At 43.8% G+C, this 22,420-nt stretch carries 22 protein-coding genes and 2 pseudogenes; 14 read left to right on the plus strand and 10 right to left on the minus strand.

Features of this window, described 5'->3' with window-relative positions; translation table 11 throughout:
• Window positions 1–135 precede the first annotated feature (135 nt).
• A complete protein-coding gene (locus IQ224_RS10895; RefSeq protein ID WP_228036195.1) occupies window positions 136–354 on the minus strand; it encodes a hypothetical protein in 219 nt (72 codons plus the stop codon).
• Between the two features lie 248 nt (window positions 355–602).
• Here IQ224_RS10895 and IQ224_RS24985 point away from each other — a divergent pair.
• Window positions 603–1,974: pseudogene (locus IQ224_RS24985) on the plus strand (AAA family ATPase).
• Between the two features lie 72 nt (window positions 1,975–2,046).
• Here IQ224_RS24985 and IQ224_RS10905 read toward each other — a convergent pair.
• From IQ224_RS10905 to IQ224_RS10915, 4 genes and pseudogenes are all read right to left on the minus strand, one after another.
• Window positions 2,047–2,334 carry a type II toxin-antitoxin system mRNA interferase toxin, RelE/StbE family gene (locus IQ224_RS10905; protein ID WP_002745524.1) on the minus strand — a complete coding sequence of 96 codons (288 nt, stop codon included), beginning with the start codon at window positions 2,332–2,334 and terminating at the stop codon, window positions 2,047–2,049.
• A gap of 2 nt (window positions 2,335–2,336) precedes the next feature.
• A complete protein-coding gene (locus IQ224_RS10910; protein ID WP_002745522.1) occupies window positions 2,337–2,543 on the minus strand; it encodes a hypothetical protein in 207 nt (68 codons plus the stop codon).
• A gap of 453 nt (window positions 2,544–2,996) precedes the next feature.
• A pseudogene (locus IQ224_RS24990) lies at window positions 2,997–3,122 on the minus strand (PemK-like protein); the annotation flags it as partial.
• A 203-nt stretch (window positions 3,123–3,325) separates the two neighbouring features.
• Window positions 3,326–3,532: a hypothetical protein gene (locus tag IQ224_RS10915; protein ID WP_002760310.1), complete on the minus strand. Its 207-nt coding sequence runs from the start codon at window positions 3,530–3,532 to the stop codon at window positions 3,326–3,328.
• Between the two features lie 535 nt (window positions 3,533–4,067).
• On the opposite strand from IQ224_RS10915, the gene IQ224_RS10920 reads away from it, so the two are divergent.
• On the plus strand, window positions 4,068–4,412 hold the full coding sequence (locus tag IQ224_RS10920; protein ID WP_002745507.1) for a hypothetical protein: 345 nt from the start codon (window positions 4,068–4,070) through the stop codon (window positions 4,410–4,412).
• Between the two features lie 130 nt (window positions 4,413–4,542).
• Here IQ224_RS10920 and IQ224_RS10925 read toward each other — a convergent pair whose 3' ends face one another.
• A complete protein-coding gene (locus tag IQ224_RS10925) occupies window positions 4,543–4,788 on the minus strand; it encodes a DUF2442 domain-containing protein (RefSeq protein WP_002745505.1) in 246 nt (81 codons plus the stop codon).
• Between the two features lie 7 nt (window positions 4,789–4,795).
• Entirely contained in the window at window positions 4,796–5,035 is a 240-nt protein-coding gene (locus tag IQ224_RS10930) for a DUF4160 domain-containing protein (RefSeq protein ID WP_002786880.1), read from the minus strand.
• 255 nt (window positions 5,036–5,290) lie between these two features.
• Here IQ224_RS10930 and IQ224_RS10935 point away from each other — a divergent pair, with 255 nt between their 5' ends.
• The 3 genes from IQ224_RS10935 (at window position 5,291) to murJ (ending at window position 7,803) form a co-directional block, all read left to right on the plus strand.
• Complete coding sequence (locus IQ224_RS10935) at window positions 5,291–5,494, plus strand: hypothetical protein (protein WP_194032936.1); 204 nt, start codon at window positions 5,291–5,293, stop codon at window positions 5,492–5,494.
• A gap of 100 nt (window positions 5,495–5,594) precedes the next feature.
• Window positions 5,595–6,131: a hypothetical protein gene (locus IQ224_RS10940; RefSeq protein ID WP_002745494.1), complete on the plus strand. Its 537-nt coding sequence runs from the start codon at window positions 5,595–5,597 to the stop codon at window positions 6,129–6,131.
• A complete protein-coding gene (gene murJ, locus IQ224_RS10945) occupies window positions 6,076–7,803 on the plus strand; it encodes a murein biosynthesis integral membrane protein MurJ (protein ID WP_036401626.1) in 1,728 nt (575 codons plus the stop codon). Before IQ224_RS10940 ends, murJ begins: the two co-directional genes overlap by 56 nt.
• A gap of 41 nt (window positions 7,804–7,844) precedes the next feature.
• On the opposite strand, the gene IQ224_RS10950 is transcribed toward murJ, so the two are convergent.
• From IQ224_RS10950 to IQ224_RS10960, 3 genes are read right to left on the minus strand one after another with little or no spacing between them, the layout of a single operon-like run.
• Window positions 7,845–8,495, minus strand: coding sequence for a hypothetical protein (locus IQ224_RS10950; protein ID WP_002745491.1), 651 nt, complete (start codon window positions 8,493–8,495; stop codon window positions 7,845–7,847).
• A gap of 41 nt (window positions 8,496–8,536) precedes the next feature.
• Window positions 8,537–9,817, minus strand: coding sequence for a histidine--tRNA ligase (gene hisS, locus IQ224_RS10955; protein WP_002745490.1), 1,281 nt, complete (start codon window positions 9,815–9,817; stop codon window positions 8,537–8,539).
• A gap of 20 nt (window positions 9,818–9,837) precedes the next feature.
• Window positions 9,838–11,748 carry a heavy metal translocating P-type ATPase gene (locus IQ224_RS10960; RefSeq protein ID WP_194032928.1) on the minus strand — a complete coding sequence of 637 codons (1,911 nt, stop codon included), beginning with the start codon at window positions 11,746–11,748 and terminating at the stop codon, window positions 9,838–9,840.
• A gap of 65 nt (window positions 11,749–11,813) precedes the next feature.
• Between IQ224_RS10960 and IQ224_RS10965 the strand changes: the two genes are divergently transcribed.
• The 9 genes from IQ224_RS10965 to IQ224_RS11005 all read left to right on the plus strand — a co-directional run bounded on the left by IQ224_RS10965 (window position 11,814) and on the right by IQ224_RS11005 (window position 22,362).
• Window positions 11,814–12,062: a hypothetical protein gene (locus IQ224_RS10965; protein ID WP_228036198.1), complete on the plus strand. Its 249-nt coding sequence runs from the start codon at window positions 11,814–11,816 to the stop codon at window positions 12,060–12,062.
• 133 nt (window positions 12,063–12,195) lie between these two features.
• Window positions 12,196–12,378: a type II toxin-antitoxin system HicB family antitoxin gene (locus IQ224_RS10970; protein WP_194032929.1), complete on the plus strand. Its 183-nt coding sequence runs from the start codon at window positions 12,196–12,198 to the stop codon at window positions 12,376–12,378.
• Window positions 12,379–12,446: 68 nt separating this feature from the next.
• On the plus strand, window positions 12,447–15,485 hold the full coding sequence (locus IQ224_RS10975; protein WP_194032930.1) for a tetratricopeptide repeat protein: 3,039 nt from the start codon (window positions 12,447–12,449) through the stop codon (window positions 15,483–15,485).
• A gap of 3 nt (window positions 15,486–15,488) precedes the next feature.
• Entirely contained in the window at window positions 15,489–16,028 is a 540-nt protein-coding gene (locus IQ224_RS10980; RefSeq protein ID WP_194032931.1) for a hypothetical protein, read from the plus strand.
• 7 nt (window positions 16,029–16,035) lie between these two features.
• A complete protein-coding gene (locus tag IQ224_RS10985; protein ID WP_194032932.1) occupies window positions 16,036–16,344 on the plus strand; it encodes a hypothetical protein in 309 nt (102 codons plus the stop codon).
• A gap of 506 nt (window positions 16,345–16,850) precedes the next feature.
• A complete protein-coding gene (gene glgX / locus IQ224_RS10990) occupies window positions 16,851–18,929 on the plus strand; it encodes a glycogen debranching protein GlgX (protein WP_194032933.1) in 2,079 nt (692 codons plus the stop codon).
• Window positions 18,930–19,044: 115 nt separating this feature from the next.
• The gene (locus IQ224_RS10995; RefSeq protein WP_194032934.1) at window positions 19,045–19,806 is read left to right on the plus strand and encodes a DUF3887 domain-containing protein; all 762 of its coding nucleotides are present in this window, start codon (window positions 19,045–19,047) and stop codon (window positions 19,804–19,806) included.
• 46 nt (window positions 19,807–19,852) lie between these two features.
• Window positions 19,853–21,151 carry a phosphopyruvate hydratase gene (gene eno, locus IQ224_RS11000; protein ID WP_194032935.1) on the plus strand — a complete coding sequence of 433 codons (1,299 nt, stop codon included), beginning with the start codon at window positions 19,853–19,855 and terminating at the stop codon, window positions 21,149–21,151.
• A 461-nt stretch (window positions 21,152–21,612) separates the two neighbouring features.
• Window positions 21,613–22,362 (plus strand): SIMPL domain-containing protein, encoded by a 750-nt coding sequence (locus IQ224_RS11005; protein ID WP_002745468.1) that lies wholly within the window; start codon window positions 21,613–21,615, stop codon window positions 22,360–22,362.
• Window positions 22,363–22,420: the final 58 nt, after the last annotated feature.

Raw genomic sequence — 22,420 nt, forward strand, 5'->3', positions numbered from 1 at the left:
TAAAAATTTTGTTAGAATTTCATCCAGATTTATGAGTTGAAATCGATTTTTCATGGACAAAGTTCTTAAAACCTGTCTATCTCCAGCGTTGGATGATAATTATCTGTCAAAAAATAATGCTTCTACACAAGTTCTCTATTTAAATAAGAGAATTTTATCTGAATTTTTTTCAAAATGAGAATTGCTGTTACCCGATGAACAAGCTGTAATAATTTCTCCGATGACTCGATTAACGGCTAATGCGGCAAACTCTGCTTTATTTGAATTGGCGTATTTATCTGACATTGAAGCTGACTGATCAATCATAATCAGGATAAATCCAGGGTTGGCTCTACTCAGTAGTTCTTGATACATAACTTAAAGATTACTTCATTGATTTTTGAAATGGAAAAGATGATCATGTCACCGCAAAATGGGCTATGATGACAATCTAGCAAGCAAATAGGACTAATTAGCTTGATTTACCTAACATCTCAGTATTGTAGCGCTTGATTTTAGTACCAAAGTAGGCTTTGGTACACAATTTATAGGTAGGTTACGGTACAGTCTTAGTTCCTTTTGGTATAATATATTTGATTACCCCTCTAATTTTTTAACCAGAAATGAATAATATTGACCAAGTTTTGCAATATGTTGATGATTTAATGTTTGAGAAAGTGGAGTCTCATCTGACACCAGTACAAGAAGCAATCTTGACAGGGGTTTGGCAAGGTCAAAAATATTGGCAAATTGCTCAATCTTTTAATGGTTGTAGTGAATCTCATATTAAAAAAGAGGCTGCTAACTTATGGAAAAAGTTGGGTAAGGTATTAGACGAAGATGTTAATAAAGATAATTTACGATCCAAGTTAGAAAGAAAATATCGGGTTTCTCAAACTTCTAATTTTGGTCATTGTTTACAAGTTAATCAAGGAAATATTCATATTTGTGATCAATCTTTACAAACAATTAATAATGGGAAAAAAACAAAAAATTTTTTACGCAATGACGATCAATCCCCCATAATTGACTTAACAAAAGCTCCTGAATTAAGGTATAACTATGGACGTAAGTTAGAAATATCAACCTTAAAAGAATGGCTAGATAATAAAACTCGATTAATTACTATTTATGGGTTAAGTGGAATTGGAAAAACAGCTTTAACCCTTAAATTAGTTTCAGAAATTGCCCCACAATTTGATTATATTATTTACCGCAGTCTGGAAAATATTCCTCAATTAATCGCTCTCAAAGATGATCTAAAACAGTTTTTCAACCAATCTCTATCAACCCCCTTACCTGATATAATAGATTATCTAAGCTCCTATCGTTGTTTAATTATTCTTGATGATGTGCAGAATATTTTTAAACCGGGGGAATTAGCAGGTAAATATTTAAACGACTGTCAGGATTATCATAAATTTTTTTCAGCAAATTGCTACCACATCTCATCAAAGTTGCTTGATTTTAATTAGTTGGGAACTTCCCAGAGATTTTGTCACCTTAAAATCCGATAAAATTAAAACTTTATACCTGCAAGGTTTAACAACAGACTTTGAAGAAATCTTCAAAGAATACGGTTTAAAAAATGAGGAGAAATGGACAGAACTGAGGGAACTTTATCAAGGTCATCCTAACTGGTTAAATATCATCTCCTCAACCATTATTGAACTATTGGATGGAGAAGTATCCTTATTTTTAGAACAAATGAACAATGAAATTTATTTAGGGGATATAGAAAACTCGATCGAATGTCATTTACAGCGTTTATCCGCAACAGAAAAAAAGGTGATGCACCGGTTAGCTAATCAAACTGAAGCGGTAGAAAAGCTTCCCAAAACTGCTAATCTTGACCTTTCTCAATCTGAATTTTGGGCAGCTATTCAGTCATTAATGAGACGCTGTTTACTGGATAAATTACCATCAGAAACCTCGTCCTATTTTCCTATTAATCCTGTCTTTAAATCCTATCTTAAAAGAAATCCTAACGATTAGAAAAAATTGATATTATTCTAAATATATGTGTACCGCAACGCAGAAACCCGCAGGATCGCTTTCCAGTATATCCTATTTTCTATACATCTGATCGTGACTACCAATATCAATTAACAAGATGATAACTTCTAAATATTCTCCATCTTCCGAAAAACTAAAAATAATTCGACAATCGTAAGCCACAGTACAAGACCATAACCCTTCTAAATTACCACTTAACTTATGGGTTTTTAAAGACAGTGTAAATGGGTCTTCTGCCAGTTTTCTAAGTACATCGAAAATTTTAGGTTTTAACTGGGGATTTTTCTTGATTAGCTTCTTAAACGAACGCTTAAACCCATCACTCCATATTAAATCCATTGTTAATCCTCATTCAAATCAGCAATCAAATCTTCTACGGTTCCCTTTCTGGCCGTTCCAGTAGCGATCGCATCTTTCAATTCCTTAAAATTAGCTAAAATTTCTCTTTCTCTTGCTTTAGCTCTATATTGACACAAAATCTCTAACAATGACTCCTGTTCATCCTCTGATAAATTCTCAAAAGATTTGATCATTTCTTGCAAAGTCATCATTTTACCTCTTAACTCTCGATCAAAACCTGGGATCTCTTATTCTTTGTGTGATCAGTTTAACTTATATAGGAGCGATCAATCTTTGTGTCCTTTGTGTCTTTGTGGTTTGCTCCACTCGCTCGTCACCAGGACTGTATCTTAGAATACATTTTACCCACCAAACCTAAGAGAGCCAAATTTATCTTATTATAAATATATGTGTACCGCAACGCAGAAACCCGCAGGATCGCTTTCTAGTTTGGCTCTTCTAGGTTCTGTGTGATAAGTTTAACTTACATAGGAGCGATCGATCTTTGTGTCCTTTGTGTCTTTGTGGTTCGTTCCACCCCCTCGCTAGGAGGAATGTATCTTAGAATACATTTTACCCACCAAACCTGGGAGAGCCCTAGTTTTTCCCAATTTAGCAAGCAGTAAGTTTTTTTCCAAGCAATCAAGACGGGATAAACGTACAGTAGAGGGAACCCTCAAACCACTATTGGCCCAATCTTTTAATAATATGTCTGTTTCTGTTCGGGGCATTGCTGAGGTTACAGCCGTTACAACCACGTCATCTCCATCAACCCAAAGAATCAACACAGGTCTTTTTTTGATGATGTACCATCAGTAAATAGAATTTTGACTCTTCTCGACTTTGTGTGATAATTTTTGCTTATGGAATCGTGAAATGTTGACGGAGAAAGACTTTTACGACTATTTTGCCGAAGAAACTATCAGTATAGGCTTCGTTTCCACACAGAAACCGGAAGAGCCGAATTTTGGCAACCCAGAACTCACCTCCTTTAATAATCGTCATATAAACCTTCGTCTTCTGGGGCATAACTATTCAGGAATGAAGAATGAAGGCGATCGCTAACCAACGTTTTGGGCTGAATAGTAATCACCCACTTCCCTTTACCAATTCCTTGCACAATAGAACTGGGAAGATTGAGTTGCTCCCCTTCTTCAATTTCTACTTCAAAAGCTAATTTTAATAACTGATTTTTCATAAAGCAAAAGCACCTATAATATTGGAGATGTTAGCACAGAGCGTAGAAGCATCAGCGGTCGCCATCATCGAAAGTGAAAATAACTCGGCTTTGCAATAAAGCATAAGCTAACTATTCCTGATCAGAAGCCCCTATTAACCCTTTCTCTGAAGATATTGTAACATCAATCCCTCACATCCTTAAACCTTTGGGGATCGCATTAGAAACCCTTTTATCTAGTGCGATCGCTTTAGCCTTGTCAACTGCGATCGCTATGTTACCCCAATGGATAGAAAATAGTCTACGAGCTATCAGTTAAAGCTATGAGTGAAGCAGTTGTAACACTTCTCAGTGCGATCGCTGATCGCCTAGTATGGTTTAGCATAGTGTAACCCGTCAAAAACGTTGATGACTAAGGCAAGTATTTTTTAGTATTGCAAAATTTTCTAAATTTTGCGGTCGCGGTTTGATTGTTGATGGTTGATAAGGGGCGTTTTTCAAAACAATTTGCCTTGAAAACTCAATGCTAAAATGAAATTAAGTCAAAAAAAATCTAATGCCTGATTTTCAGACCTTTATCGGTATCCTTACCACCCTATTCGTCTTTTTAACAGGAATAATCCTCAACTATGACTCAATCCAACTCGGCAACGAACAAATTATCATCCCCCAATGGTTCGGACTTCTCTTCGCAGGGATTACTTTCAGCCTTGTTACATTGGATCAAATCCTACGGGGGCTTGTCCGACTTGAAAAAACAGAACGAGAAACTCGCCGAACTCGAATCGAAACTCGATACCGTACTGCAATCATCCGATTCCAACTTAACCCCAACAACTTCCACAGAAACCAACTAGCAGATATTTTAGCCCTACTTGAAGAATACCGAGATAAACTTTAGTGCAATTCTTGAGGGCGATCGCCGATCTTGTCTGAGGTTAGTGCGATCGCTATCTTGTTGTTAATTAAACTTTAAAACTGCGATCGCCTACGCCAACCCATCCTACAATTGGTTGAACTATCAAAACAGATTAGAAAGGCGGTAACTGAAAATGACCAGCGACAATCCCAGGAACGGTAATATCCTCATCTAATTCTTCCCACCGTAGAGCATAGCCATTTACTTCAACCTTAACCGCAGCCAATTGCTCATTCGTTGCTTGTTTCAAAATACGGAAGCGATCGCCAGGAAAACCGATAATACGTCCATCACTGAGTTCAACGTATATCATGCGTTCTTCTGCCCAGGCTCGAATGGCGACAGGCTCAACAGTCATTATAGGATTAATGTTTGTGGAAATCACGATAAGCACTCCTTAAAAGGTCTTGATTTTTATAAACTAGCCTCTCTACTTCTCGTAGCTCATGGGAAGGAATACCACGATTGGAAGCTAAAATGATTATCGGTTCAAGCCAAAATTTACATTCACCATCAGGAGAACGTACATGAATAGGTGGCGGTTCGGAACCTTCATCAGAATAGAAGTGAAACCGAAAATGTCCAATTCTAATGACCGTTGGCATTCAGTGAAATTCGTAATCATTGAGAGTTGCTGGTTCTTTATTCTAGTCGGAAATTGTGGCGATCATTGTCGCACCCCAATCAGACCGATAAGGACTTTCAGAGCGATCGCCAATCCCGTAGGGTGCAATTAACGCACCTTTTTATTTTTATTGACCTATTATATGCGTTCTTTTATCGAAAGCTTCAATTAATAATATCTATTCAAGAGATATTGAAACATCAATCCCTCGCATCCTTAAACTTTTGGCGATCGCATGAGAAACACTTTTATCCAGTGCGATCGCTGGTGGGCATTGTTAAGTTTTCCTGAACGGGTGATTAGAGTAGAACCATCAATATTTATGGTTCGGTTGGCTCTTGGTATGATAAGGATGTCTGTGGAGAAATGGGTGTTATACATTCCAGTCAAATTAAATTTGAAAACTAGCGATCGCTTTTCTGTGGGAACAGAGAATTAGATAAAAAATACTAATATTTTGTCGCCATCAGGTTCTAGCCGCAATTCAATTGAGTATAAAATAATCTCAGAAAAAGCCTCCAGAAAATGTCAAATCAACCATGAAAAAAATTCTTTTGATTTCTAGTCTATCTTTAACAATGATAGTCGGTACTTCCTGGGCAAAACCTAATCTAGTTTTGGCTCAGACTTGTAATTACTTTGCTGGAACTGCTGTGACGGGAAAAAGCATTAACATCGATTTATGTTCGATTGTTCCGGCTAGTTCCCGTAGTGTTGACTTTGTTTATTATTTAGGAAATCAACGACTGGTTAGCCAAGCTAATTGTGATAATGGAACTTGGACGACTTTTCCCGAAAGACAAATTCATCGTCCCCGCTCTCAGGCGACTCAAACAATGCTAGAGGTGGTGTGTAGTTACAGATTCAATAGTTCTCAATCCACATCAAGAATCGCTACAGCAATAGTCTTTTCTCCACCATCAAATGTGAGAACATCCCCCAATGGCAATATCATCTGTTCAGTCAGAGAACGTAGAACCATCAATATTTATGGTTCGGTTGGCTCTTGGTATTATACGAATGTCTGTGGGGAAATGGGTGTTATACACTCCAGTCAAATTAAATTTGCCAACTAGAGATCGCTTTTCTACGGGAACACAGAAACGGGTAGAATCGATCAATGCAGTTGTTTTCTTTCGAGGTGTCGTCATTAATAAGAAAGCTACCCGTTCCTTAGCCGGTATTGCCGGAATTGTCGCCGTTGCCACCTTAATCAGTAAGGTTTTTGGTTTAGTCCGCGAACAGGTAATCGCCGCTGCCTACGGTGTTGGGCCAGTGGTGAACGCCTACGCTTTTGCCTACGTTATCCCCGGTTTTCTGTTAATTCTCCTCGGTGGTATTAACGGCCCCTTTCACAGCGCTTTGGTCAGTGTTTTGGCCAAAAGAGATAAATCGGAGTCCGCACCGATTGTCGAGACTATTACCACCCTAGTCAGTGCGATTTTATTAGCTGTCACCGTCTTTTTAATCGTTTTTGCCAATATTTTTATTGATGTTCTCGCTCCCGGTTTAGATGCCGCCACCCGCAGCATGGCCATTCAACAACTGCAAATTATGGCCCCCATGGCGGTTTTAGCCGGTTTAATCGGTATCGGTTTCGGTACTCTCAACGCGGCGGATCAATACTGGCTACCCAGTCTCAGTCCGCTTTTTTCCAGTGTGGCGGTGATTATCGGGGTGGGTTTGCTGGCTTGGGTACTTGGCGATCGCATTGATGAGCCGCAATATGTGCAACTGGGGGGTTTTGTCCTCGCCGGCGGTACTCTCGTTGGGGCGCTTTGGCAATGGTTAGCACAAGTGGGCGCACAAGTCAAGGCAGGTTTAGGAAAATTAACATTTCGTTGGGATTGGCGGATTCCGGGGGTGTCGGAGGTGTTGCGGGTGATGATTCCGGCGACCTTATCTTCGGGAATGTTGCATATTAACGTTTATACTGACCTCTTTTTCGCTTCTTTTATCGAAAATGCCGCCGCTTCCATGCGTTACGCCAGTTTTATCGTTCTCACGCCCTTGGGCATCATGTCTAACATGATTCTCGTGCCGTTTATGCCGATATTTTCTCGACTGACGGAACCAGAAAATTGGGGAGAATTGAAGCAAAGAATCCGTCAGGGTTTATTATTGACGGCTTTAACCATGTTACCCTTCACCGCTATTTTTATCGCCCTCGCTTTCCCAGTAGTGCGGGTTATCTATCAAAGGGGTGCCTTTAATCTGGCTGCCTCGGAACAGGTGGTTCCCGTATTAATGGCCTACGGTTTCGGGATGTTTTTCTATCTCGGTCGCGATGTTTTAGTACGAGTGTTCTATGCTTTGGGTGATGGCGAAACTCCCTTTAAGGTGAGTATGGTAAATATTTTTCTCAATGGTGCGCTGGATTTCCTCTTGTATAGACCTTTTGGTACTCCGGGGATTGTTTTAGCAACCGTGGGGGTTAATATCCTTTCTATGGGCATTTTTACGGTGATTTTAAATCGTCGTTTAGGAGGTTTACCCTTGGGAGAATGGGGTTTATCCTTATTGGGATTAACGGTAATTACAATGCTTTCTGGTGTTGCTAGTTGGGGTGCTAGTTGGGGTTGGGAAAAGGCTTTCGGTGCTGGTAATATTTTCCTACAATTATTACAGTTAGGTTTGGCCTCGACCGTAGCAGTGGGTTTATTCCTCCTCGGTGCGATGTTATTGAAGTTACCTGAATTAGACCTATTAATCTCGCGAGTTCGTCAGAAGTTCTTGAAAAAATCTTAGGTCTAAGTTCCGGCCTCACCTCATCGTTACATACTATCAGGTTATTTATTTTTAGGAATTGGGGGCAGTTGCGGTGATTTTCGGCGGGAATTAGAACCGGATATTTTCGGGGGTAGGGGTGCAGAATTGCGATTAGATAAACTTTGAAGGCTCTTTTTCATATTAGCAGGTTCCGGCAGTTCTAGAGTTACCCCTTCCCTAGCAGTCATTGTTTCCTCAGGTAGGCATAAATCAAAAACAAAGGCAGAATTATTGGTTAAATCGGCCAATTCTAATTTTACCATCTCTGGAGAGGATTCTCGTGCTAAGAAAGGTTCAATTTCGGTTTTAATTAACTGTTCTAATTGAGCCAGATAATTGATCTTAACAGGAGTAACAATTAAAGTTAACATTTCTTGCCAACCTTGCCCCCCCAATTCAGCCAAAATATCCCCATAACAGCGAATTTTCCAGCTACCTATTCCTAAATCTCGATAGGAAAAAATTTCCAGCCAACCCCCGGCATCCGATCGATAATAATGGGTATATCGTTCGCTACTTTCGGGAGATTCGTAATCGATACGCACTTCAATATGAGCAAAAGGAGAATCCAGACGGGCCAAAAGACGATAGTTTCCCGAGACAATTTCTAGAGAATTATTAGAAATTGTGTGTCCGTGATTTTCCCCTTGTTTTTGCAGTATAAATTCCATAATCTTAGCCTAGGACTGATGTTTGGCCATGACGCTAAAACTTAGGATTTGTGCCGAGAGATTTGCGCTTTTAATTCCCTTGCTTGTGTCAGTAAATCCGCTTGGGTTAGACTAATTTGTTCTTGGGTGGCCATCCATTTCAGTTGTACCGTGCCATTTTCAGCCTCAGCATCCCCCAAAATTATACAGCCCACGGCCTTAGCTCGATCGGCCCGTTTAAATTGTTTTCCGAAAGCGCTGCCACTCAAGTCTAACTCGACGCTAAACCCCAATCCGCGTAATTGTTGCGCTAGTACCACACTGCGGGCCTCAGCTTTTTCTCCTTTGGAGACGAGATAAAAATCAGGAACCAAAAAAGATAAAGATTGCTTTTGTTGTAATAATATAATCAGACGTTCTAAACCGATCGCCCAACCCACTGCTGGTGTGTCTGGACCGCCTAATTGAGCTATTAAACCATCATAACGACCACCACCGCAAACCGTGGCTTGAGCGCCTAAATCATCGGACTGAATTTCAAAGGCCGTATGGGTGTAATAGTCCAATCCGCGCACTAAAGAGGGATTAAGATTATAGATAACTCCCAAATCAGTTAGTAAAGATTGCACCCGTTCAAAATGCTTTTGAGAATCACTACCGAGATGTTCAAGAATACTGGGGGCATTCTCACAGATAATCTTGGTTTTTTCGTCCTTACTATCCAAAATTCGCAGGGGATTTTTTTCTAATCTCTGTTGAGAATCTGCATCTAAATCAGCTTTGTAGGGAGTCAAATAATCTAGCAGGGCCTGACGATAATTTTGCCTATCTTGGGCATTTCCCAGGGAATTAAGGTCTAATTTTAGGTTTTCTAGCCCCACAGCTTTTAATATCTCGCTGGCAAGGGTAATTACTTCCACATCCGCCCTAGGGTCATCAGTTCCCAACAATTCGACCCCAATTTGATGAAACTGTCGCTGCCTACCCGCTTGCGGACGTTCATAACGAAACATCGGCCCCTTATACCAGAGTCTTTGTACTCCTCCAGCGGCCTGTAATTTGTGTTCAATATAGGCGCGAACGACCCCAGCCGTTCCCTCCGGTCGCAAAGTCAGGGAACGTTGACCGCGATCGAGGAAAGTGTACATTTCTTTACCTACCACGTCCGTAGCTTCCCCGATACCCCGTTCAAAAAGTTGTGTCTGTTCAAAAATGGGAGTTCGTATCTCTTGATACAGCGCAGTCCCTAAAATTCTGCTGGCAGTTTCCTCTAACCACTGCCAGTAACCGACCTCTGCCGGTAAAATATCTTTTGTGCCTCGGATTGCCTGGATTTCGCCCATAGTTCTCTGTATTTTTATCCCTATTTGAACAATCTTAAACCGCTTAGAGTCACTAATACCGTCGATCCTTCATGACCGATAACACCTAGAGGTAAAGTTATATCACCGGCAAAATTGGCTATTAGCAATATGCCGATAAATGTGAGGGCGAAGGTGATATTCTGTTTAACGATGCGATTGGCACGACGACCGAGGTTAATCGCGCTGGGAATTTTGGCTAAATTATCGGACATAAGGATAATATCGGCTGTTTCCAAGGCCACATCACTACCAGCTTTTCCCATGGCAATCCCCACATTAGCCATAGCTAAAGCGGGCGCGTCATTAATGCCATCCCCCACCATAGCGACAGTGTGATATTTTTCTTGTAGATTTTTGATCACGGTTAACTTATCTTCGGGCAGTAAATCAGCGTAAACCTCCTCAATACCGAGTTTTTTAGCGACTTTATCGGCACTTTGTTGATTATCACCCGTAATTAAAACGATATGTTCGATACCGATCTTTTTTAGCTGCTCCACCAGATTGACTGCCGATTCCCGCAGGGTATCGGCCACAGCGATCGCCCCGATTATCTGATTCTCTTGTACTACCCAAACTAGGGTTTTACCTTCTTTTTGTAAACGTTCGCGCATAGCTAGGATATTCTGGTCAAGATCAGTAATATGGTCACGAATATAGGCAAAATTGCCCACAGATACCGACTTATCGGCAATTTTTCCCGTTATACCTCGTCCCGATACCGCTTGTACCTGATTAGCACTGAAGAAATTTATACCACGTTCGATCGCTGTGCTGGTAATAGCGGATCCGATGGGATGTTCGGAACAGGATTCTAGGGATGCAGCCACCGCTAAAACCTCATTTTCGCTGACTGCATGGATAGGGATAATTTCCACCACTTGCAACTTACCAAGGGTGAGAGTGCCGGTTTTATCAAAAGCGATCGCTCGTATGCGGCCGATCATCTCCAATCTTGCGCCATTTTTGAATAAAATCCCCTGTTTTGCCCCGTTAGCGATACCCGATAACAAAGCTGGCATAATTGAGGCCATTAAAGCACAGGGAGAAGCCACCACGAGAAAAATTAAGGCCCGATAGATAGTGGTTTCCCAGGTCCAACCCCAGAAAAAAGGCGGTAAAATCCCGAAAATTAAGCCCAAAATCACGATAATTTTCGCATAACCCCGCTCGAAACCTTCGATAAACTGTTGGGAGGGAGGGGATTCATTTTGCGCTTTTTCTACTAAACGAATCACCCTCTCAATTAAGCGACTTTCGGGGGGAGTTTCCACCTTTAAACGTAGCACCCCCGCACCGTTGAGAGTTCCCGCAAAGACTTCTTCACCGATGGTTTTATCCACGGGAAGCGATTCCCCAGTAATTGGCGCTTGATTAATGGGACTGTTTCCCTCCACAATAATGCCATCAATGGGGATTAATTCACCCGGTTTGACTAAAACTGTATCACCGATGTGTAATTGCTTGATAGGAACCTCTTTTTCGCTGTCTCCCGTAATTAATCTAGCAGTATCGGGAGTCATGGCCATGAGAGAACGAATATTGCGATCGGTTTTTGCCAGGGCAATCTGTTCTAATGCGCCACTAATGGCGAAAATTAGGATTAAAATGGCTCCATCGATGATCAGATAGTAATTACTGTCCCAGAGTCCCAAAATCGCCGCCCCCAACGCCGCTACAATCATTAAAAGGTCCACATCCAGTTCTTTTTCCTCGAATAAAGTCGTTAATCCTGCTTGGGTACTCTCGTATCCTCCCACCAGATATGCGATCGCTAGTAGGATAAAAGCTGGGCCGATCAGATTAAGGTGTAGGCAAAACCAACCAAAAAAGACTAAAATAGCGCAAATTCCTGCGGCAACTGCCGAGGAATATTCAGACAACCAAGAGGACGAGATACTCTGAATCATGGAGCGATGGCAATTAATTCTCTCCCCATTCTAGAAAAAATTGGATCGATGCAGAAAACCCCTATGTGGTATTCACCGCACCCAACCTAACCGATGATAATTGGAATTTTGCCGAGGTTTGGATCGATCCGCTGCTATCTCCTCCCTATATCTTGCTTTTACTCGCTGAATCTTCAGGAAACTATCGCGTTTACGATCCCTCTGAGGGTTATCAGGTAGTATTTACCAGTGCGAGTTACGAGGAAGCGGAAAATTGGCTATTAGAGGACGAATTTGAACCGGTAGAGGGACGACTTTCGGCAGTAGAGATATAATTTTCTTATCTTCTTGACGCTTTTCTTCAAAACCCTGATTCTGTATGCTGTTTAGCAAAAATTAGCGATCGCCGCTTAACCAACTTAGACCCTAATCAGTAAAATATAAGCTGGGAGATTATAGCGAGAAGTTATGAAGTTGACTGTAACACTTGACCGTGACGAGGATGGAGTTTGGGTTGTAGAATGCCCCAGTATTCCGGGTTGTGTCAGCCAAGGTCAAACGAGAGCAGAAGCTCTAGAAAATATCAGAGATGCAATTATCGCTTGTCTAGAAGTTCGTGCAGAACGTGGACTACCGCTCACGATTGAATAGCAACCCCGAAAGGGACGACTTTCGGCAGTAGAGATATAATTTTCTTATCTCCTTTCCCCCTTTCTTCGATGCTATCCTTACTAAAAAAGCTCTGGAATTGGCTAAAATCGCTCTTTATTGCCAGTCCAAAGGCAATTAACCCCAAAAAAGTCAAAAATACTCCTCCAGAACCCAGCGATGGGGAATATGAAGGGATATTGATGGGGTTATTCGAGCAGGTGGCGGCGGGAACCACTACCGGCGGGTTACGGGGATGGCTATACAGTCGCCATTGTGACGATAAAAAGCTGGCGCGGTGGTTAGGGGTCAAAAGCGAGGAATGGCTACGGTATCCAGAAGATTATCAAACTTTAGGGCGAGATCTGGCGGCTTTAGGCAAGGTGATGACGGGAAATCTGGGGGAAGTATCCCAACGGATTAGCCTCCAGTTAGGCGACGCGGTGAGGGATGTTTCCGGTGTGGAGGAGGAAAATCTAGGCTCAAAGGAGACGGATTTAACGGAAGTGGTTCAGGATGCCGAATTCTGGTTTGTGCAAGGAAACCAGAAATACATGAATGGGGATTTTATCGGCGCGATCGCATCCTACGATCGAGCTTTAGAAATGAAACCCGATTTACATAAAGCTTGGTACAACCGAGGGGTTGCGTTAGGTAATTTAGGCAGATTTGAACAAGCGATCGCATCCTACGATCGAGCTTTAGAAATTAAACCCGATTACCATGAAGCTTGGAACAACCGAGGGATTGCGTTAAAGAATTTAGGCAGATATGAAGAAGCGATCGCATCCTACGACAAAGCTTTAGAAATTAAACCCGATGACCATCACGCTTGGAACAACCGAGGGGTTGCGTTAGGTAATTTAGGCAGATTTGAACAAGCGATCGCATCCTACGATCGCGCTTTAGAATTTAAACCCGATTTGCATGAAGCTTGGAACAACCGAGGGGTTGCGTTAGGTAATTTAGGCAGATTTGAACAAGCGATCGCATCTCACGATCGAGCTTTAGAATTTAAACCCGATTACCCTGATGCTTGGATCAGCCGAGGGATTGCGTTATATAATCTAGGCAGATTTGCAGAAGCGATCGCATCCTACGATCGAGCTTTAGAATTTAAACCCGATTACCCTGATGCTTGGATCAGCCGAGGGGCTGCGTTAGATAATTTAGGCAGATTTGAAGAAGCGATCGCATCTCACGATCGAGCTTTAGAAATTAAACCCGATAAGCATGAAGCTTGGTACAACCGAGGGATTGCGTTAGATAATTTAGGCAGATATGAAGAAGCGATCGCATCCTACGATCGAGCTTTAGAAATTAAACCCGATGACCATCAAGCTTGGTACGGCCGAGGGTGGGCCGTTTGTTCTCTGAGTAAAAATCGTATTTCTACTCCTAGTCTAGAAGCTCTCATTTATCGTAAACCGATAGTAGCCCTTAATGACCGAGAACCCCATATTTTCGCCCTCCGGGAGGCACTTCCCCACCTCATTCAAGGATCGCCTCCGTGGGGGCAAATTTATCGCTATCTAGGGGAAGCTTATCTGGAACATTCCCAGTATAAAGAGAAAGCTAGTCCCTATTGGCGCGAAGCAATCCGACATTATCAAATCGCTTTACCGATTCTCAGCGAAAAAGACTTCCCGGAAGATCATTTAAAAATTCTGCAAGGATTGATCCGCGCTCATCTTTCCCTACAGGAAATCCCTGAAGCGCGATTCTATCAACAACAGGGGCGCCACCTTTTCACCCGACTACGCGCCCAGAAACGCGATAAACCGGCTTTTGAGGCAAAATTCAGCAGTTTTAGTCACCTAGAAATCGATTTACTGATCGAGGAAAATCATCCCCTAGACGCAATTGAACAGGCAGAATTTTATAAAAATCGTTGTTTGACTTGGATTCTCGATAATTGGCAAGAAAACCCCACCAGTCCCGATTATGCCACTATCCAAAGCCTGACCAGTCCGAATAAGGCGATTATTTACTGGTATCTCAGCGAGGACAATCTCACCACCTTTATTATCACCGCAGAGGCTGATCCCGTCATTGTCGAGCCAGAACAACGCCGTCAACCAGCGCAACAGTTTCGGACTTGGTTAACTGAATGGGATAAACAATACCGCGACTATGCCAGTAAAAAAGAAACGGAGAATAAACAAAATCACCCCTGGAGATTGTCACTTAACAGCCGTTTTGCCCAATTAAAGCGGATTTTACAGATCGATAAAATTCTCGAACCTTTGCCGGTTTCCGTTAATTCCCTGATTCTCATCCCCCACCGGGATCTGCACCGCTTCCCCCTACATACCCTCTTCCCCGAAAAATACACCGCCACCTATCTCCCCTCTGCTCAGGTCGGTTTGCGTCCCCAGTCCGGCGATTTCTCCTATTCTCCCCTCCTCAGCGTCGAAGACCCCAAAACGGAACAAAAACCCATGGATTTCGCCCAACTGGAATCAGCGATTATTAGCCATATCCTGCAACCGAGCCAGAGAATTAGCCCGGAAAAGGCCTCACGGGAAAACGTCCGCAAAGCCCTCGAAAATGCCGATAAAACCTTTCATTTCACTGGTCACGGCTTTTATGACTCTTTTCGTCCCCAGGAGTCTGCGATCGCCCTTAGCGATGGTTTATTAACCGTCCGGGATATCAACAAGCTCAACCTCTCTAGTTACCGTCTCGTCTGTCTGGCTGCCTGTGAAACCGCTCTCACCGGTAAGGATGGCATTACCACCGAATACGTCGGCCTCGTCAGTGCTTTCTTGGCAGCCGGTGCGACTAATGTGGTCAGTACCCTCTGGCCGGTGAAGGAGATTTCTAGCGCTTGGTTTATGATTAACTTTTATCAAAGATTATTAGCGGGTGAATCCCCGGCCCTAGCTTTGAAAAATACACAAAATTGGTTAAAAAATATCACTTGGCAGCAACTAGCTCACTGGATCGAGCAACTTAGACAACTTCCCTCCCTAACAGAAGGAGTCGATCGACTGGAGGCGCGGGCGGCGAATATTTTAAAGGAAGGCAGTACAATAGGGCTAGATCAGCTAACAGAATATAGCGATCCTTACTATTGGGCAGCCTATACCCTGACTGGACAGGACTAACTTATGGAAATCCCCAAAGCAATTATCGATCTTGAAGCGCTGCTAATCGCCCTCGCACAGCAGACTGAACCCTTGCCAGAATATCTACAGCGATCGCTCAAAGAAATTGAACGATTATTAAAGGAAGAACAACCCCAGGCAGCAACACAATTGCGGCAACTTGTCAAGGATTATCCTCCCCTAGAAAAAGCTTATAAAAAAGCGATCGAAGAGTTAGACGCAGCCTATGCTAACCAAGAACGCGCCAAAAGTTTAAGCGTCACTTTTCCCGATAGTTTAGATTTCGGGTTCCTATTTATTAATGATGTTATTCCTAGCCAAGATTGGGTAAAAACTGCCCAAAAATTAATCCGATTCCCCCTTGATCAGGAGGGTGCTGATTCCCCTCGATTTTGGGATAAAGCCGATCGCCTGATGGTGGTAACGGTGGGAGGTGCGGCCCTAGGGGGATCAATTGCGGGAGTTTACGGTGCGGTTATTGGTGCGATATTAGCGGCAGGCTGCGGATGGTATATTACCTTTAGAAAAGCAAAATCAGCATAAATTTTTGATGAAGATTGTTAACTTTGAAAACTTTCTTTTGTTAATCGGAACCGTGCTTATTACCGCAAGCGTGGCACTGGTTCCAAAAAAACAGCAGCGAGGGGGAAACAATAAATCTTATCTAGAAATTCTTTTTGTTTCTGGGTTAAGTTTATCGGCTGTCTTGGCAATGTCTAAGGTGGTCTATAAAGTGTTAACCGATGAAAATTTTCAGAATTGCCTTGGCTCGGATAGTCAAATCCTTCTTTTGTTAGCTGCTGGTGTCGGTATCTATATTTCTATTAACGAGATTCGGAAATTATTTGAAGCGAAGTAATAGAAATGCCAGCTTTATCCATATCCAAAAGTTATACTAAATCCTCTGGAGAAGGTGTAGAATAGGCTCGAAATCTTTTTCCTCTCGGCTACTTAGGGTTTGCGGCAAAAAGTACGGGCGAAGCATTCGGGTAGAAAATCTACGGTTTCACCGATAAGTTATTGCCCGAATGCTTCGCCCCTACAGGACTAAATCCTCTGGAGAAGGTGTAGAATAGGCTCGAAATCTTTTTCCTCTCGGCTACTTAGGGTTTGCGGCAAAAAGTACGGGCGAAGCATTCGGGTAGAAAATCTACGGTTTCACCGATAAGTTATTGCCCGAATGCTTCGCCCCTACAGGACTAAATCCTGTGGAGAAGGTTTTGATCCCCCCTTAATCCCCCCTTAATAAGGGGGTGCTGATGGTTTTTAACACCTACCTACTTAGGGTCTGCTGAATAATGGTACGCCAATTCAAAAACGCCAAATAATCTTATACTACTCCTAATCACTTCTCATCCCTTGACAATGACCTTAAAAACTGATCACGGTAAAAGCCATCCCGTCGGGGCAACTGTCTTGGCCGATGGTGTCAACTTCTCACTATTTTCTAAGTATGCCACTGCCATAGAATTATTATTATTTGATGATGCCAATTCCCCGCAACCTAGTCAAATTATTCGTCTCAATCCCCAAGAAAATCGCACCTTTTTCTATTGGCATATTTTCGTTCGCGGGATTGGAGCCAGTCAAGTGTATGCTTATCGAGTCTATGGTCCAGATAATCCGGCCCAGGGTCATCGCTTCGATCCTGATAAAGTAGTTCTCGATCCCTATGCGAAAGCGATTGTCGGTGCGGAAATTTATGATCGACAAGCTGCCAGCGAAAAAGGCGATAATTGTCATCGAGCTTTGCGGGGTCTGGTAGTGGATACGGGGCGCTACGATTGGGAAGATGACAAACCGCTACGCACTCCCTACTCTGCCAGTTTTATCTACGAAATGCACGTCGGTGGCTTTACTCGTAACCCGAATTCCGGCGTTAGCGAGGAAAAAAGGGGTACTTTTGCGGGATTAATCGAAAAAATACCCTATTTGAAAACCCTAGGCATTACTGCCGTGGAATTGTTACCGATTCATTACTTTGATCCCGCTTCGGCCATGTCGGGGTTAACTAACTATTGGGGTTATAGCACGATTAGCTTTTTTGCGCCCCATGCCGGTTACAGTAGCGATCGCTCACCGTTCGGTCCTTTGAATGAATTTCGAGATCTGGTGAAAGCTTTACACAAAGCGGGGATCGAAGTGATTCTCGATGTGGTTTTCAATCATACCGCCGAGGGGGACGAAATCGGGCCGACTCTTTCCTTTAAAGGTATCGATAATCGCACCTACTACATCCTCGATGGGGAAGATAAAAGCATCTATAGCAACTATACCGGCTGTGGTAATACCCTCAAGGGCAGTCATCCGATTGTGGGCAAAATGATTCTCGATTGTTTGCGCTATTGGGTGTCGGAAATGCACGTGGATGGTTTTCGCTTTGACCTAGCGGCCGTATTATCGCGCAATGTGGACGGGGAACCGATCCTACAAAAAGGTTATAACATGATCTGGGCGATCGAATCGGATCCAGTCTTAGCCGGGACAAAATTAATCGCCGAAGCCTGGGATGCGGCAGGATTGTATAGTGTCGGTCAATTTGTTGAATTTGCCGATTGGTTTTCCGAGTGGAATGGGCCTTTTCGCGATGATGTACGCGCTTTTGTCCGGGGAGATACCAGCATAGTCACGAAATTAGCGGCGCGGATTTTAGGAAGCCCCGACATATACCACAGACCTGACACCGATGTCAATAGAAGTATAAATTTTGTTACCTGTCACGATGGCTTTACCCTTAACGATCTAGTGTCCTACAACGAGAAACACAATGAGGCTAACGGCGAGGAGAATCGGGACGGTTGCAACGATAATTTTAGCTGGAATTGTGGGGTAGAAGGGGAAACCAATAACGAGGCGATTAAAACCCTGCGACTGCAACAAATAAAAAATCTCTTAACGATCCTGTTCATTTCCCAAGGAACACCTATGCTGTTGATGGGGGACGAAGTGCGACGCACCCAAAAGGGCAACAATAACGCCTATTGTCAGGATAACCAGTTAAGTTGGTTCGATTGGAGTGCGGTAGAGCAAGAGTTCGATCTTTGGTGTTTCGTAAGGAGACTGATCGATTTTAATAAAAAACTAGCTCTTTTCCGTCAAGAAAAATTGCTAGAAGTCACCTATACCAGTCTTGAACCCCATCTCAGTTGGCATGGCGTACAGTTGAGTAAACCCGATTGGTCGGAAGATTCTCGCAGTTTAGCTTTTTCCCTGCGTCATCCCAAGGCAAACGAGTATTTACACATTATGCTCAACGCTTACTGGAAACCTCTCAACTTCCAGTTACCACCCTTGGGACAAGGGGAAAAATGGCATCGCGTCATCGATACTGCTGGGCAATTGTCCGAGGCAGCCTGTGATTTAGATGCCGCCGTCGCTATTGAATCGGAAAATTATCGGGTGCAGGCGCGTTCGGCGGTAGTTTTAATCGTTAAACCAGTATAACAAGAGGAGAGATATTGCCCGATCGAGCGATCTTGAATGCTTTAACTAATGAACAATGGCATCAATTCAATCGTCAAGTGAAAAAACGTTATTTATTTGCGGAGCAATAGCTGAAATGATGCGGCTTTCATTAGCGAAACGGGTATCGATTCTCTCTTTGTGTTTAATTGGGTTTTCGCTGCCTTGGACCGCGTTCAGCGTTTCACCAGTACAGGCGAACCTAGAACCGAATGCGATCGCTCTTGGTGATCCCGTTCAGGAAGAAAAGCAAGCTCGGCAGTTAGTAGAATGGTTGGGAGCTAAACAATACGACAAGGTGATTGCAGCTTTGTCACCCCAACTAAAACCCCTCTGGACTGCCGAAAAACTACAAAAGGTCTGGGAAAGCCAAGTCACGGACCATACTGGACCGTTTAAGCGTATTGTCAAAACCAAGGTACTCGATGCTATCAATGCCAATCTGGTGATTGTCACCGTTGAATTTGAGAAAGTTACCGACGATGTGATAGTTACCTTTAACCGGTCTGGTCAGATAGTTGCCGCCGATTTTCCCGAATTTCGCAGTATTTCTGAGATTGGCACCGCTTTTGTCACGGCCTTGGCCAATAAAGACTACGGCCTGGCCCGAGGTTTTTTACACCCTTTCCTGAAAGCTGAGGTTTTCCCCACCAGAGTACAAGGCGCTTGGGAGAATTTACTCAAGCGTACCGGCCCCGTGCGTCGGATCGTGGGAACTCAGGTCAGAAAAGGTTCGGGTGCGGACGGTGTGGATCTGGTGTTGGTGACGATTCAATTTGAAAAACTGACGGATACCTTAATCCTCGTTTTTGATGATCAAAAGCAGATTGTCAACGTGGATTTCCCTTTAGGCAATTAGTAATCAGCCGAAATTACCGCGTAAATTGAGTTGGAGACGATAAGTTATGTTAGATAAAATTGAAGTTCCCATCGAAGCGATCGCAGCTAGGGAGATTTTAGATTCCCGCGGCCGTCCCACGATCGAAGCGGAAGTGCTATTAGAATCGGGGGCACTCGGTTTGGCCCAGGTTCCCAGTGGCGCTTCTACGGGTAGTTTTGAGGCCCACGAATTACGCGATGATGATCCCCAGCGTTACGGTGGTAAGGGTGTCCTGAAAGCAGTTCGCAATGTCCACGAAAAAATTGTCCCGGTTTTGCAGGGGATGAATGCTTTCGACCAAGCTAGTATCGATTTAGCTATGATCGATCGCGATGGCACGGCCAATAAACGAGAATTAGGGGCTAATGCTATCCTAGCCGTCTCTCTGGCTACGGCCAAAGCGGCGGCGGCGGATCTGGGCTTGCCTCTCTATCGTTATCTCGCAGGTCCGATGGCCAATGTGCTACCCGTCCCGATGATGAACGTGATCAATGGTGGTTCTCACGCTGATAATAACGTCGATTTTCAGGAGTTTATGATCTTCCCCATCGGGGCCGATTCTTTTAAGGAGGGTTTGCGTTGGGGAGCGGAAGTATTCGCCGCTTTGGGTAAGGCCTTGCACGAACGCAAATTACTGACCGGTGTGGGCGATGAGGGCGGTTATGCTCCTAATTTGGCTTCAAATCAGGAAGCTTTAGATATTTTGATTGAATCGATCGAACGTGCTGGTTATAAACCGGGGTCGCAGGTGGCTTTGGCTATGGATGTGGCCGCCAGTGAGTTCTATAAGGATGGTCAATACATCTACGATGGTTCGGCCCATTCTCCCGCCGAAATGGTGGACTTTTTGGCGAGTTTAGTCGATCGCTATCCGATTATTTCTATTGAAGACGGTTTACACGAGGAGGATTGGGATAACTGGAAATTATTGACCGATAAACTGGGGTCGCGGATTCAGTTGGTGGGCGATGATTTGATGGTGACTAATCCCATCCGTCTGCAAAAAGCGATCGATCTGGGTATTGCTAACTCGATCCTGATTAAACTCAATCAGATCGGTTCTTTGACGGAAACCCTACAAACGATCGCCCTGGCCACCCGTCACGGTTATCGTTCTGTAATTAGTCATCGCTCTGGAGAAACGGAAGACACCACGATCGCAGATCTGGCGGTGGCTACTAATGCCGGACAGATTAAAACCGGTTCTCTCAGTCGCAGTGAACGGGTGGCTAAGTATAATCGCTTATTACGCATCGAAGAAGAATTGGGCGATCGGGCGGTGTACGCGCCGAAAGTCGGTTTGGGTCCAAAATTCTTGGCCTAAAATTTGCAAAAAGTCTTGCAGTGATCGAAAAAGGGTGTTACACTAAAGATACTGATAACTGATAACTGGTCACTGACTATTGTGGTACTTCGCTGAAACCTTTTTCGGCGAAGTATTTATTTGTGGCCTTTTTTTGTACCAAGGTATGATTTTTGGATCAAAGGTGTTATAGTAAAGGTACTGATAACTGATAACTGGTCACTGACTATTGTGGTACTTCGCTGAAACCTTTTTCGGCGAAGTATTTATTTAACCACAGTTCGGGTTAAACAGAGGGGGATAAAGCCCATTCCATGGTCAAGCTGAACTTATCGGGCGTTGTCGCCGTCAGCGCTAGGGAGTTTTTGGGGAAGGGAAAGCATCCCGTCAGATTGCGACCTCCATTGATTTTTGTAAATAATAATTTCAAGGCACTCGCTACTAGCATAGGATGGAAACGTCAGATTTCTAGGATGGGGATGATGAAAGACAGTTCTATATTTCGACGTTTCCCACAGGTGTTCGCGGGTTTATCGGTGCTATCGATCGCTCTCGTCTTGAGTTCGTGGATAGCTGCGCGCTCGTTCTTGGCGGTGAAACGGGCGAGCGATGTTTTTGTCGTCACTGGTTCGGCCAAAAGGGCGATTACATCCGATTATCTTCTCTGGCGTTTATCGGTTTCTAGTCAACAACCTACCGCCCAGGATGCCTACCGCGATCTGATCCGGCAAACCGAGCGGATACGAGCTTATCTCAAAGAAAAACAAGTTCCCGAGGACGCAATCACCACTAACGCGATCGAGACGATGGCGATTCCCGAAGTAACAGCTAACGGCCAGGAAACCGGGCAAATTCTCGCCTATCGTCTCACCCAACGCTTCGAGATCCGAGCGAGCGATGTGGCCCGTTACACGGAACTTTCTAGGCAGGTAACGGAATTGATCGAGGAGGGAATTAACCTCGTCTCTGAACCTCCCCAATATCTTTACACCCAACTAGATAAGCTGCGGGTGGAAATGGTGGCTGCGGCGACCAAAGATGCGAGAGCGCGGGCTGAGGCGATCGCTAGTAGTACCGGCAGTCGGGTGGGAAGGGTGCGCGATGCGAAAACGGGAGTTTTTCAGATCACCTCGCGCAATTCCACTGACGTGAGCGATTCGGGAATTTACGACACTTCCTCGATCGACAAGGATATTACCGCAGTGGTTTCGGTAACGTTCGGGATCGAGTGAATTAAAGTCTTTACCTAGGGTCTGCTGAAAAAGTTTTTCGTGGGGGCAGGGTGTGGGG

It is taken from the genome of Microcystis sp. LEGE 00066 (assembly GCF_015207925.1).
Lineage (GTDB): Bacteria > Cyanobacteriota > Cyanobacteriia > Cyanobacteriales > Microcystaceae > Microcystis > Microcystis ichthyoblabe_A.

Excerpts from the sequence above, each read along its gene's own strand:
- IQ224_RS10935 (WP_194032936.1), top strand. The coding sequence starts at position 5,291 with ATGAGAAACACTTTTATCCAGTGCGATCGCTGGTGGGCATTGTTAAGT.
- IQ224_RS10980 (WP_194032931.1), top strand. The coding sequence starts at position 15,489 with ATGGAAATCCCCAAAGCAATTATCGATCTTGAAGCGCTGCTAATCGCC.
- IQ224_RS10920 (WP_002745507.1), top strand. The coding sequence starts at position 4,068 with ATGCCTGATTTTCAGACCTTTATCGGTATCCTTACCACCCTATTCGTC.
- eno (WP_194032935.1), top strand. The coding sequence starts at position 19,853 with ATGTTAGATAAAATTGAAGTTCCCATCGAAGCGATCGCAGCTAGGGAG.
- IQ224_RS10995 (WP_194032934.1), top strand. The coding sequence starts at position 19,045 with ATGATGCGGCTTTCATTAGCGAAACGGGTATCGATTCTCTCTTTGTGT.
- IQ224_RS10950 (WP_002745491.1), bottom strand. The coding sequence starts at position 8,495 with ATGGAATTTATACTGCAAAAACAAGGGGAAAATCACGGACACACAATT.
- IQ224_RS10930 (WP_002786880.1), bottom strand. The coding sequence starts at position 5,035 with ATGCCAACGGTCATTAGAATTGGACATTTTCGGTTTCACTTCTATTCT.
- murJ (WP_036401626.1), top strand. The coding sequence starts at position 6,076 with ATGTCTGTGGGGAAATGGGTGTTATACACTCCAGTCAAATTAAATTTG.
- hisS (WP_002745490.1), bottom strand. The coding sequence starts at position 9,817 with ATGGGCGAAATCCAGGCAATCCGAGGCACAAAAGATATTTTACCGGCA.
- IQ224_RS10940 (WP_002745494.1), top strand. The coding sequence starts at position 5,595 with ATGAAAAAAATTCTTTTGATTTCTAGTCTATCTTTAACAATGATAGTC.
- IQ224_RS11005 (WP_002745468.1), top strand. The coding sequence starts at position 21,613 with ATGAAAGACAGTTCTATATTTCGACGTTTCCCACAGGTGTTCGCGGGT.
- glgX (WP_194032933.1), top strand. The coding sequence starts at position 16,851 with ATGACCTTAAAAACTGATCACGGTAAAAGCCATCCCGTCGGGGCAACT.
- IQ224_RS10910 (WP_002745522.1), bottom strand. The coding sequence starts at position 2,543 with ATGACTTTGCAAGAAATGATCAAATCTTTTGAGAATTTATCAGAGGAT.
- IQ224_RS10985 (WP_194032932.1), top strand. The coding sequence starts at position 16,036 with ATGAAGATTGTTAACTTTGAAAACTTTCTTTTGTTAATCGGAACCGTG.
- IQ224_RS10915 (WP_002760310.1), bottom strand. The coding sequence starts at position 3,532 with ATGAAAAATCAGTTATTAAAATTAGCTTTTGAAGTAGAAATTGAAGAA.
- IQ224_RS10905 (WP_002745524.1), bottom strand. The coding sequence starts at position 2,334 with ATGGATTTAATATGGAGTGATGGGTTTAAGCGTTCGTTTAAGAAGCTA.
- IQ224_RS10925 (WP_002745505.1), bottom strand. The coding sequence starts at position 4,788 with ATGACTGTTGAGCCTGTCGCCATTCGAGCCTGGGCAGAAGAACGCATG.
- IQ224_RS10970 (WP_194032929.1), top strand. The coding sequence starts at position 12,196 with ATGAAGTTGACTGTAACACTTGACCGTGACGAGGATGGAGTTTGGGTT.
- IQ224_RS10975 (WP_194032930.1), top strand. The coding sequence starts at position 12,447 with ATGCTATCCTTACTAAAAAAGCTCTGGAATTGGCTAAAATCGCTCTTT.
- IQ224_RS10960 (WP_194032928.1), bottom strand. The coding sequence starts at position 11,748 with ATGATTCAGAGTATCTCGTCCTCTTGGTTGTCTGAATATTCCTCGGCA.
- IQ224_RS10895 (WP_228036195.1), bottom strand. The coding sequence starts at position 354 with ATGTATCAAGAACTACTGAGTAGAGCCAACCCTGGATTTATCCTGATT.